Below are 10,668 nucleotides of genomic sequence, written 5' to 3' on the forward strand. Positions count from 1 at the left end.
GCCCAGAAGCCCAGCCTGTCCGCATCGGCCTGTTCGTACGCCTCGGCAGTGACGTTGGCGTTCGCGGCCAGATCGGCAGGCGGTGCAAACCGCCGTCGCTCGGAGTCGGCCACCGTGGCGCTGACACCGATCGCGCCGTCGTCGCGTGCTGCAGACATGCCTACTCGCTCTCCTTCAAGTCCCTGCGCGGTGCGGAATGAACCGCTCGCCCAGCTCCTTCGCGGCGCGCGAGATGTTGTTCTCAACGGCTGCCGTTCGGTCGATGTCCCCATTCGGGCGCTTCGAAAGCGCCGATGTCTCTTGGGCGATGTCCGCACCTGCGTTCAGTGCCCGGTGCGGGTGCTCCCGCCAGCTGCGGGGCGCACTGCACGGGGGCGACGTACGCCCGCTGATGCGTGACACTCGCATTAACTTACTGTGTAGTCGCGTATCAGTCCAGGCGTGCGCCACGGTTTGGCCTCGTCGCATGTCCGTGCAGTGGTGTCGGACGACCGCGAGTCGGCGGGTATGCACGGGGGTGGCCGGTGTGGCGGGCTGGGAAGGTGGTCGACTCAATGGTCTGGCATGTGGATATAGGCTAAAGTTGACAACATGTCACGTATCGATGAGTCGACGACAGGCCCCGTCCCGCGAGAGATCGTCGACGCTACCTTGCGGGCCGCGGGTGAACGTGACGTACCGCCGGCCGACGTGACTCTGCGGGACATCGCTCAGGAAGCGGGGATGTCCCGCAGCACGCTGTTGCGCAGGCTGGGTGGCAGTCGGCGTTCCCTGGACGAGGCTCTGCGTGCGGCCGGCGTCGACCTCGGAGGCCGGAAGCCGGTCAAGGAGCGTGCGATCGAGGCCGCAGGTGCTCTGATCAGTGGGCAAGGCCTGGGGAAGGTGACGTTCGAGCGAGTGGCGGCCGCAGCGGAGTGTTCGGTGCCCAGCCTCTACGTTACGTTCGGGGGCCGTGATGAACTCCTGCGTGCGGTGTTCGATCGCTACAGTCCGATCGTCGACGTCGAGGCCTTTCTGGCCGGACCGCACGGCGACCTCGCGGGGACCGTTCATCAGCTCTATCGAGTGCTAGGTGACGCCATGGAGCGTGAACCGCGAGTGCTTCCGGCCCTGCTGGCCGAGGTCTTCGCTCGTCCGGGGGACGCAAGCGTTCAGTTCGCCTTCCAAAACCTCACTCCTCGAATGCTGGCCGGCCTGGGCCAGTGGCTTGCCGCGGAAGTGGCCGCTGGGCGAATCCGCGATCTCCCCCTGATGCTGTTGATTCAGCAAATGGTCAGCCCGCTGCTCCTGCACTTCCTGCTGCGCCCCGTGACTGGCCAGGTCGCCGCTGAGTACCTGACCACGAAGAGCGAGGCCATCGAGACGTTTGCGCAAGCCTTCCTTCGTGCTGTCGCCCTGCCGTCGGCGGATGGCGAGCGCCTGCGGGAGCAGCCCACGGGCTGACGGCGGTTCGAGGTGGTGGACGTTGCGTCGCGGGCTGCCCGTGTTGGTCTCCGGCCGGCGGTCGGTTCGGTGTGCACTCGGAACTGCGGAGCCCGACCCGCCTGAGGCGTCGCACCGCAGCGCGACGTGGTGCGTCCTCCCGCTGCCCGCCCGAGCGCCCTCCTGGAGGGCGGCACTGCACCTCTTTTCGAGGGCGAGGTGCTCCCGGTCTGGACCGGCCTCATTTCCGGCATCCGTCGGGCTGTTCCGGACGGGCCGGGTTTCTGCGCGTCGATCTTCAGGCGTGCGACGGCGTCGAGCACAGGGGCGGCCCACGCCTCCTGCGCCGCTGCCCGCGCGGGCGAGACCGACCCTGTACGCACCGGATCCCAGCACGTTGGCGACGTGCTGGCGTGCTCCCTGTTCGCGTGGCGGGCTAGCGGGTCCGCGGCGGGCTGCGGTGGAGCCGAGGTGCAAGTGTGGGCCTTCGCCTACGGAATTGACACACATGTGTACGTAGGTTGTAATCAAGTATCAAAGTTGGCGTGTGGCATGCCGTGACGTTTCCGCGTCTCCCGCGTCGCCGCCCGATATCAGCCACGACTCCTACCGTCCTGCTCGCAGGCGGGACGGGTGATCGGAAATGATCTTCATGGGCAACTCCGCCCCCACGTCCACGAACACGCACCGCAAGCTGGTCATCGTTGTCCTCGGCCTGGCAGCCCTGATCACCGCCATGCTGTGTGCCTTTGCGCTGCCCTCGCTGAACAGCGGTCCTCACGGCATTCCCATCGGCGTCACCGGAACCGAACAGGCTGTGCAGGACCTTCAGCGAGGTCTTGATGGAGATGCCTGGGAATTGGACGTGTACGCCAGCGCGTCGGAGCTCAAGGGGGCTGTCGAGGGCCAGGGCGTCATCGGCGGCCTGGTGCTGCACGCAGGCAAGCTCGACGTCTACACCGCTTCAGCCGGCGCCCCCTCCGCGACCAGCGCCCTGACTGCTTTGGGCGAGATGCTTGTCGAGAAGCAGGGCGATGCACTGGCTGTCCACGATGTGGTGCCCTTCACCGCGGACGACCCTCGTGGTTCCGGCCTCACGGCGGCGTTGATGCCCATGATCTTCGGTGGAATCTTCCCCGCCCTGATCTTGAGCGGCGTCTTCCCCGGACACCGTGGCCTGCGTACCCGTCTCGCCGGAGCCATTCTGTTTTCCCTGGTGGCGGGTGCCGCTGTCGCGGCGGTCCTTCAATTCGCCACCGGCTCCATCGGTGGTGACTACTGGATGAATGCTTTCGGTGTCATCCTCGGAATGACCGCCATGTCCACCACCTTGCTTGGGCTGCAGGCCCTCCTGGGCATGGCTGGTTTCGCCCTTGGCGGTGCGTTGATGATGCTCCTGGGTAACCCTCTCTCGGGTCTCGCCACCGGCCCTCACTGGCTGCCCACGGGCTGGGCGTCCCTCGGTCAGCTCCTCCCGCCGGGGGCGGCCGGCAGTCTCCTGCGGACCAACGCATTCTTCGACGGCGCGACGGCCGGCCTCCCCGCCCTGGTCCTCACCGGGTGGATCATCCTCGGCGTCGCTTTCGCCCTCATCGCCGGCCGGCGGGGACGGCGCCCCACGCACTCCGGATCCGCTGTCGTGCGGCAGTCGGCCCCTGCCGGCCCGCAGATGGAGCCTGTTGCCCAGGGCCGGTGACCCGCTCGCTCACCGCTGGGCCTGGATGCGACCTCGAACAGGGCTACCCGGCGGTCGGCACTCCAGGCCCGGGATCATCCGGGAGGTACCGGACAGCCGGCAGCGCGGTTCGAGTGCCGTCGACAGCGCCGAGGATCGATCGCAGCTGATGCAGCGTGTGCTCCAGTGTCGCGGCCGGTACGGCGGTCAGTGTGCGCTGGAGCGCGGTCGTCGCCGCGGTTGTGGCGGCCTCGGCGGTGGTCACTCCCGCAGGTGTCAGCTGGACGTTGTGACTTCGCCCGTCCGAGGGGTCGGGGACGCGGGATACGAGCCCGCGTGTGTCGAGCCGGCGCAGGACGTTGCTCAGCCCGCCGGTGGTCAGCAGAAGATGGGCAGCCAGTTCCTTGGGTCGGCGCTGGTACGGGGTCCCGGCCGAACGCAGTGCGGCGAGCACGTCGAGTTCCGCGGGTGTAAGGCCCTGGGCCGCCAGGGCGGGGGCGATGGCCTGTTCGAAGGCGGTCTGCAGTCGCACGACGTGCTGCGAGAACGTCAGCGCCAGGCGCTCGTCGCTGGAGCTGTCTACTCGGTCGGCGGTCATGGGTCCCACTGTAAGGGGTGAAGTTTCCGTGATAGCTTTTAAGAAAGGTATTCAGAAAGGAATCTTCACATGGCAACTGTCACTGCGATCGACGGCGTCCGTGTGTTCACGGGCGAGGGCCTGACGGAGCCCCGGCGGGTGTATGTCGAGGGAGCGGCGATCGTCGCCGCGGGAACCCCGGACGTGGTGGTCGACGGCACGGGCAAGACACTGCTGCCGGGCCTGATCGACACACATATGCACGTACTCGGCCGGCAGGACCTGGAGAATCTGGCGCGGTGGGGTGTCACGACCGGCCTGGACATGGCGGCCTGGCCGCTTCCGTTTGTCACCGGGATGCGCGCGCAGACGGGCGTGGCGCAGATCCTCAGCGCGACGACACCCGCGGTGGGCGCCGGCGGAGCTCACGCCAAGATGCCCACGTTCCCTGTCGACGGCATCGTCGAGTCTCCCCAGGAGGCGCGCGCGTTCGTGGAGCGTCGCGTTGCCGATGGCGCCGATTACATCAAGATCGTCACCGAGGCGGCGCCGCCGGAAGGCATGGACCAGGAGACCGTCGACGCGGTCGTCACCTCCGCACACGAGCAGGGGCTCCTGGTCGTGGCGCACTCGGTCACCGCCGGCGCCCTGCGTGTCGCGGTCGAAGCCGGTTCCGACATCAGCACGCACACCCCCCTGGACGCCGTCCTCGACGACGAGACCGTCCACCGCATGCGGACCAGCGGGATGATCTCCTCTCCCACCCTGTCGATGATGCAGGGCATGGCCTCGGCGCCCGGTAGCGCGCGTAGGTACGAGCACGCTCGCGACACGGTGACCAAGTACCACCGCGCCGGCATCCCGATCCTGGTCGGCACCGACGCGAACTCCGCGGAGGGCGCCCCGTTCGCGGTGAATCACGGCGAGTCCCTGCACGGCGAGATGGAGCTGCTGGTCGAGGCCGGACTCACTCCTCTCGAAGCGCTCCGCGGAGCAACCGTCCTTGCGGCACAGACGTTCGGCCTCGACGACCGCGGCTTGATCGAACCGGGCAGGCGTGCCGACCTCGTTCTGGTCGACGGCGACCCGACCGCGAACATCACCGCGACCCGCAACATCGTCGGCGTCTGGATCGCCGGGGAGCGTGTCCGATGAGCATGAGCACACACGTCACGGAGATCGAACAGACCATCCTCCATGAACGGCAGGGCCGGGACCGCGGGGACCGCGGCTGGTGTGACCAGATGCGCGCGGCCTTCGCCCCCCGAGTCACGCGTGAGCCTGTCCTGGTACACCGGTGACGGGCCCGGATTCGGCACGGCGTCGCAGGGCATGAGTGTGCAGGGCGGCAAAGCCGCGCACCGGCTCTCCCCGCCCGCCGTCCCCGTCCGGGCTGACCGTGCCATCGCGTCCGGCGGGGTGGAGTTCCAGGTCCGGACCGACGGCGTTCCGACGCATCTGGTCTCCTGTAGGCGGTTGAACTACCGGCCACCAGGCGCGAGGGCCGCTGGCAGGTCCAGCGTATGGATGCCATCTACGAACGCGACACCCCGAACGCGACACCCTCGCCTCCGCCTTCCCCGGCGGCGCGGAGAACATCCAAAGCTCCGATATCGAGGGAACCCGCACCAGCCAAGCGCTCCTGACCTACTACCTCCGTAGCCAGGGATACACCATCGGCGACGACCTCCTCGGAGACGACCGCATCGACGACGTGCAGGCTTTCCACGATGAACTGCTCGCATGGTTGGACACCGCGGGGTTCCTCCCGGTGCGAGCAGGAGGGAAGAGCCCGCAGGCGGCGTCGCCCACCGCGGTGCCGCACCGGCGCGGAACCGCTACGTGCGATCCGCCGCAATACAGCCGACTGGCCAGAGCAGCAGAAACGGACACCGCATGAGCAGCGCAAGCACGCACGAGGCAGCCACCCGTGCCCCCGCCGGCAGTGGCCCTCCACCTCGGCTGCGCGCCATGCTCGACACGATCCCGGCCTACGTGCCCGGCAAACCGGCCGCGTCCGCAGGCTGGAAGCTGTCCTCCAACGAGAATCCCTACCCCCCGCTTCCCGGCGTGCTGGAGGCCGTCACCGCCGCCGCCGCCAAGATGAACGGTACCCGGATCTCCACGGCACCGAGCTCACCGGACGACTGGCGGAACACCTCGAGGTTCCCGCCTGTCATATAGCTCTGGGCACCGGCTCCAGCGCGCTGCTGCAGCAGCTCCTGCAGATCACCACCGACCCGGGCGACGAAGTCGTGTACGCCTGGCGGTCCTTCGAGTCCTACCCCATCGTGACCCGCCTCTTCGGGGCACATGCTGTGGAAGTGCCACTCACCCGCGGTGAGGCGCATGACCTCGACGCCATGGCGCAGGCGGTCACCGACCGTACCCGACTTGTGTTCGTGTGCACGCCCAACAACCCGACCGGCCGGGCACTGCGGCGAGATGCTCTGGAATCGTTCCTGGACCGCTTGCCAACCGACGTGGTGATCGTCGTGGACGAGGCGTACAGAGAGTTCACCAGTGACCCCGACAGCGCCGACGGGCTGGACCTCTACCGCAACCGGCCGAACGTTGTGGCGCTGCGTACGTTCTCCAAGGCATACGGTCTGGCCGGGTTGCGGATCGGCTACGCGGTGGCCCATGAACCGGTCGCCGACGCGCTACGCAGGACTGCTGTCCCCTTCGGCGTCTCCACGGTGGCGCAGACCGCTGCGATCGCCTCTCTCGACCGGCGGACCGCACTGATGGAACGGGTCGGCGAACTGATCGCAGAACGAGGACGCGTCCGAGAGCGCCTGCTGGATCAGGGCTGGACTCCTCCCGACAGCCAGGCCAACTTCCTCTGGCTTCGCCTCGGTGATCAGGCCGGCGCCTTTGCCGAACACTGCCAAGACTCCGGTGTGACCGTGCGTCCCCACGGCAAGGTCGGTGTGCGGGTCACGATCGGAGACCGGCAGGCAAACGACGCCTTTGTGACATCGGCCGCACGCTTCCGCCGAAAGCCCCCGGTCACATCTCGCGTTTGAGGTGCGATCAGCACAAGAGGCCTTGAGGCGAGCGAGGGAGCCTTACCCCTGCTCGTCCTGCGGCAAGTTCATGGCCCCACGAGACCGGGCGGCTGCCCGCGTCGGGCTTGCGGCAGCACCTCCACGAACTATCGCGGCAGATCGCAGCATGGGACCGATGGTGGGTCACGGCGTGGGGATGTTGCTGAGGTAGGCGCGGGCCGCTCCCGATGTCTCGTCATGCCGGCCGAGGACCAGCAGGTCAGGTCCCGGCGGCGCTCCGTGCAGGGGCCGGTAGGTGAGGCCCGGCAGGGTGATGCGCTCCGTCGCAGTGGGGACGAGGGCCACGCCCGCACCAGCCGAGGCGAGGGCAAGGACTCCGAGAGTGCTGCCGACCAGGCGGACCCGGGAGCGGTCCTCCTCGGGGGCGGGCCAGAGCCGGGAGAGGATGGTCTCGTCCTCCTCACGGCTCGCGAAGATGATGAGGTCGTGGGCTGCCAGAGAAGCGGTGGTCACTGCGGTGGCGGAAGCCAGTGCGTGGTCGGAGCGCAGAGCGACGGACAGCGGGGTGAGCGCGCGGCGGGTGACGTGCAGGCCGTCGGTGTCACCGAGGCCGAGGTCGGGGCAGTAGCCGATGTCGAGTGAGCCGTCGCGTACCCCCTGGATCTGGGCGGCGGGTGGAAGCTCGGTCAGGGTGAGCCCCACCCGGGGGTGCGCCCGGTGGAAGTCGCGTAGGTCGTCGGAGAGGACGCCCTGGAGCACCGCGACGCCGGAGAACCCGATCCGCACCGCCCCCGTCTCGCCGCGCACCGACTGGCGGGCGACCTGCAACGCCCGGCCGGCCTGCGCCAGGGCACGTCGGGCCTCGGGAAGCAGCAGTTCGCCGGCCTCGGTCAACTCGACGCGTCGGCTCGTCCGTGTGAACAGGCGTCCGCCCACCTCACGCTCCAGATCCTGCACCTGGGCACTGAGAGTGGACTGGGTGACGTGCAGCAGGGCAGAGGCCCGGCCGAAGTGCCGTTCGTCGGCAACGGCGACGAAATAGCGCAAGTGCCGCAGCTCCACCGGCCACCTCTCACTCATCATCGCTGTTATCGATCGGTTGATCGTATCTTTCGGTTGGACCCATCGCTCAGGTGAACGCACGCTGGACGCATGAACGTGACATCTCAGGACCGACAGGACATTGCCGATCTCATGACCGGGTGGATCCACCGGGACCTTGGTGAGTGGGAACGGCTGAAGGGCCTCTTCCACCCCGACGGCCGGATCGAGATCACCTGGTTCGAGGGGCCGGCGTACGAGTTCGTGGATGCCTCCGCCCGGATGGGAGCCTCCTCCTTCCGCACGAAGCACCTGATCACCGCCCCTGTGGTGACCTTCTCCGCCGACGGTACCCGCGCCGTCAGCGAGACCAACGCCGTCATCATCGGAGAGAACGTCGACCTCCACCTCGGCTGCAACGGTCACAACCGCTTCATCGACCGCCTGGAGAAGCGGGACGGGGTGTGGCGCATCAGCGACCGCAAGAGCATCTACGACTTCGGCACCTTCACCTTCCCTGCCGGGATCGTCGACATCGACGCGGAGATTGTTGCCCGGTACCCGCGTGAGTACGCCGCCCTCGCCTACCTGCTGGAGGCCGGCGGATTCCCGGTGAGCCGGGTCTTCGCGACCAAGGGCAGTGACCTGGAGCGCGACATCAAGGAGTCCGCCTTCGCCTGGCTGTACGAGCAGGCCGAGAAGTGACAGCCACTGCGGCGAACGAGGAAAACCGAGGAACACGATGAAGCTGATCACCATTGAGGAACACACGCTGCACGTCGGTGTGGCCAAGGCGTCCGCCGCCCAAACGGCCGGGGTCAGCCCGGGCTTTGCTGCGTCCTACGCCCCGGCGAGCGGCCTGCCCTACAGCCCGTCGGCCGAGGTGCTGGAAGACCTGGACGAGGGCCGGCTCGCCGCCATGGACGCCGACGGCATCGACATGCAGGTGCTGTCCAACCTCACCACGCAGTACTTGCCCGCCGACGTGGCACCGGCGCTGGTCCGCGACGTCAACGACCGCCTCGCGGCAGCCTGCGTCCGCCACCCCGACCGGTTCGCTGCCTTCGCGTCCCTGCCCACCACCGCCCCCGAGCACGCCCCGGACGAACTCCGGCGCGCGGTGCGGGAACTGGGCTTCGTCGGCACCCTCATCCACGGCCGCACCGACGACGAGTTCCTCTCCGCGGAGCGTTTCGCCCCGATCCTGCGCACCGCCGCCGAACTGCGCGTGCCCGTCTACCTCCACCCCGCCCCGCCGACCCGCGTCACCGCTGCCGACAACTACGAGGCCGGCCTGGACCAGGTGGTCGCCACTCGGTTCGCGACGGCAGCGTGGGGCTGGCACAACGAGTCCGGCATCCACTTCGTCCACCTGGTACTCAGCGGCGTCCTCGACCGCTACCCCGAGCTGCAGTTCGTCCTCGGCCACTGGGGCGAGGCTGTCCCCTGGTACCTGGACCGTCTCGACGAAGCCCTGCCACGCAAGGCCACCGGCCTCGACCGGACCATGGGTGAGTACGTCCGCCAGAACACCTACTACACCCCCAGCGGCATGTTCACCGCTCCTCATCTGCGCTTCTGCACCGACCTCCTCGGTACGGACCGCATGATCTACTCAGTCGACTACCCGTTCGTCGGCAATGCCGGATCCCGCGCCTTCCTTGCCGACTCCGGACTCTCCGAGGACGCCCAGCACGCCATCGCCCACAGCAACGCCGAACGCCTCCTCCGCCTCTGACCCGACCCGGACGGAATACGGGGGAGAGGGTCGGAGGTACGGCAACGCTTCAGCGGTCAGCCGATGACCGGACAACTCGGTGTCGGCCATCGACATGTGTATAGCGCATGGCCGGCTAGAGCTCGAGTTCGCGCTGAACGAATTGCTTGAAACTCGTCGGCTTTCGACCGAGTAGCCACGTGAGCACATTGGGGTTTCCGATGAAATCGTGACTGCTGTAGCGCCTGCTGATTGCTCGTGCCGCGTCTGTGTGGTACGGAAAGCGGGTTTCGTGGTCAGCTCCGAGAGATGCTGCTGTGAATTGGTCGGCATCGATGTGCTGGGCAGACACCTTGCGGCCCAGCACATCGGATACGATCTGCGCGAGGTCGTGTGCCGTGCAGCGCCCAGGGGCGACCAGCTCATAGGTCGCCCCTGCGTGGCTCTCGCTGTCGGCGAGAACAGCGGCGGCTACCTCGGCCACGTCGCTCAGATCGACCATCGACTGGTATCGATCGAGTGCCCAGGAGAGGAGGAAAACGCCTTGCTCCACCGCAGGCTTGAGCCTGTGACGCATCATGTAGTTGGCGGGCTGGAGGATTGTGAACTCCAGGCCGGAGGAAAGCAAGTATTCCTCGAGATCGCGTTTGATCTCATGCTGGGTGAGATCGGTGAGAATCGCATGAAGCACCGAACTGAACACAAAGTGCTCCACGCCGGATTCACGTGCGGCGTCGATAGCCGCAAAGCCCATCTCGCGTTCCTTGGGGTGGAGAGTCGGTCCGACGTAATAGACCTTCTCCACCTCGCGCATGGCGCACGTCATTACGCCGGGCTCGGTGATGTCCCCGACAATGACATCGGACACGCCGGCCGAACGAAGAGACTGTGCTGATTCCTCGGAGCGTACGCAAACACGAAGTTTCTGCCCGGCAGTCAGGAGTCGCGGGATCAAGAACTTTCCTTGATTGCCGTTAGCCGCGGTAACCAGTATCACGAAACCATCCCCTTTTGTGCTTTCGTTCGTTGAGAGCTCGCCCGACGATGTCCTCACTCCGATGCGCGGCATGACGGAGCTGCTGGCCGGCCGTTCGGCAAAGGCCGGGTCCCCCCGGGAAGCGTGCGTGCTCCGGGGGGGTGCCCCTATGGGTTTGGTCAAGCTGATCGGGCGGGTTGGGGCTCGTAGAAGGTGCCGTCGCGGAGCATCGCAAAGAGGACATCGGCT

Annotated in this window: 8 protein-coding genes and 1 pseudogene; 6 read left to right on the forward strand and 3 right to left on the reverse strand. The window is 67.4% G+C overall.

The genetic code is table 11. The features are described from left to right. The first annotated feature begins 591 nt into the window (after positions 1–591). Together ACFVW8_RS36100 and ACFVW8_RS36105 are read left to right on the forward strand one after the other, a co-directional pair. Positions 592–1,443 carry a TetR/AcrR family transcriptional regulator gene (locus ACFVW8_RS36100; protein WP_389697715.1) on the forward strand — a complete coding sequence of 284 codons (852 nt, stop codon included), beginning with the start codon at positions 592–594 and terminating at the stop codon, positions 1,441–1,443. Positions 1,444–2,074: 631 nt separating this feature from the next. Then, positions 2,075–3,118, forward strand: coding sequence for a hypothetical protein (locus ACFVW8_RS36105; protein ID WP_389697717.1), 1,044 nt, complete (start codon positions 2,075–2,077; stop codon positions 3,116–3,118). Positions 3,119–3,161: 43 nt separating this feature from the next. Here the strand turns inward: ACFVW8_RS36105 and ACFVW8_RS36110 are convergent, their stop codons facing one another. Further along, positions 3,162–3,695 (reverse strand): MarR family winged helix-turn-helix transcriptional regulator, encoded by a 534-nt coding sequence (locus ACFVW8_RS36110; RefSeq protein ID WP_389697719.1) that lies wholly within the window; start codon positions 3,693–3,695, stop codon positions 3,162–3,164. A 69-nt stretch (positions 3,696–3,764) separates the two neighbouring features. On the opposite strand from ACFVW8_RS36110, the gene ACFVW8_RS36115 reads away from it, so the two are divergent. Next, positions 3,765–4,829 carry an amidohydrolase family protein gene (locus ACFVW8_RS36115; protein WP_389697721.1) on the forward strand — a complete coding sequence of 355 codons (1,065 nt, stop codon included), beginning with the start codon at positions 3,765–3,767 and terminating at the stop codon, positions 4,827–4,829. Positions 4,830–5,570: 741 nt separating this feature from the next. Beyond that, positions 5,571–6,703, forward strand: a pseudogene (hisC, locus tag ACFVW8_RS36120) (histidinol-phosphate transaminase). A 165-nt stretch (positions 6,704–6,868) separates the two neighbouring features. Here hisC and ACFVW8_RS36125 read toward each other — a convergent pair. Then, positions 6,869–7,765, reverse strand: coding sequence for a LysR substrate-binding domain-containing protein (locus ACFVW8_RS36125; protein WP_389697723.1), 897 nt, complete (start codon positions 7,763–7,765; stop codon positions 6,869–6,871). 72 nt (positions 7,766–7,837) lie between these two features. Between ACFVW8_RS36125 and ACFVW8_RS36130 the strand changes: the two genes are divergently transcribed. Together ACFVW8_RS36130 and ACFVW8_RS36135 are read left to right on the forward strand one after the other, a co-directional pair. Beyond that, the gene (locus tag ACFVW8_RS36130; RefSeq protein ID WP_389697725.1) at positions 7,838–8,431 is read left to right on the forward strand and encodes a nuclear transport factor 2 family protein; all 594 of its coding nucleotides are present in this window, start codon (positions 7,838–7,840) and stop codon (positions 8,429–8,431) included. A gap of 37 nt (positions 8,432–8,468) precedes the next feature. Then, the gene (locus ACFVW8_RS36135; protein ID WP_389697727.1) at positions 8,469–9,464 is read left to right on the forward strand and encodes an amidohydrolase family protein; all 996 of its coding nucleotides are present in this window, start codon (positions 8,469–8,471) and stop codon (positions 9,462–9,464) included. Between the two features lie 115 nt (positions 9,465–9,579). Here the strand turns inward: ACFVW8_RS36135 and ACFVW8_RS36140 are convergent, their stop codons facing one another. Then, positions 9,580–10,512: an NmrA family NAD(P)-binding protein gene (locus ACFVW8_RS36140; RefSeq protein ID WP_389697729.1), complete on the reverse strand. Its 933-nt coding sequence runs from the start codon at positions 10,510–10,512 to the stop codon at positions 9,580–9,582. Positions 10,513–10,668: the final 156 nt, after the last annotated feature.

It is taken from the genome of Streptomyces sp. NPDC058221, from assembly GCF_042882365.1.
GTDB lineage: Bacteria > Actinomycetota > Actinomycetes > Streptomycetales > Streptomycetaceae > Streptomyces.

Bases quoted from the DNA above. Each gene is read 5' to 3' on its own strand.
- ACFVW8_RS36100 (WP_389697715.1), top strand. From the start codon at position 592: ATGTCACGTATCGATGAGTCGACGACAGGCCCCGTCCCGCGAGAGATC.
- ACFVW8_RS36105 (WP_389697717.1), top strand. From the start codon at position 2,075: ATGGGCAACTCCGCCCCCACGTCCACGAACACGCACCGCAAGCTGGTC.
- ACFVW8_RS36110 (WP_389697719.1), bottom strand. From the start codon at position 3,695: ATGACCGCCGACCGAGTAGACAGCTCCAGCGACGAGCGCCTGGCGCTG.
- ACFVW8_RS36115 (WP_389697721.1), top strand. From the start codon at position 3,765: ATGGCAACTGTCACTGCGATCGACGGCGTCCGTGTGTTCACGGGCGAG.
- ACFVW8_RS36125 (WP_389697723.1), bottom strand. From the start codon at position 7,765: ATGAGTGAGAGGTGGCCGGTGGAGCTGCGGCACTTGCGCTATTTCGTC.
- ACFVW8_RS36130 (WP_389697725.1), top strand. From the start codon at position 7,838: ATGAACGTGACATCTCAGGACCGACAGGACATTGCCGATCTCATGACC.
- ACFVW8_RS36135 (WP_389697727.1), top strand. From the start codon at position 8,469: ATGAAGCTGATCACCATTGAGGAACACACGCTGCACGTCGGTGTGGCC.
- ACFVW8_RS36140 (WP_389697729.1), bottom strand. From the start codon at position 10,512: ATGCCGCGCATCGGAGTGAGGACATCGTCGGGCGAGCTCTCAACGAAC.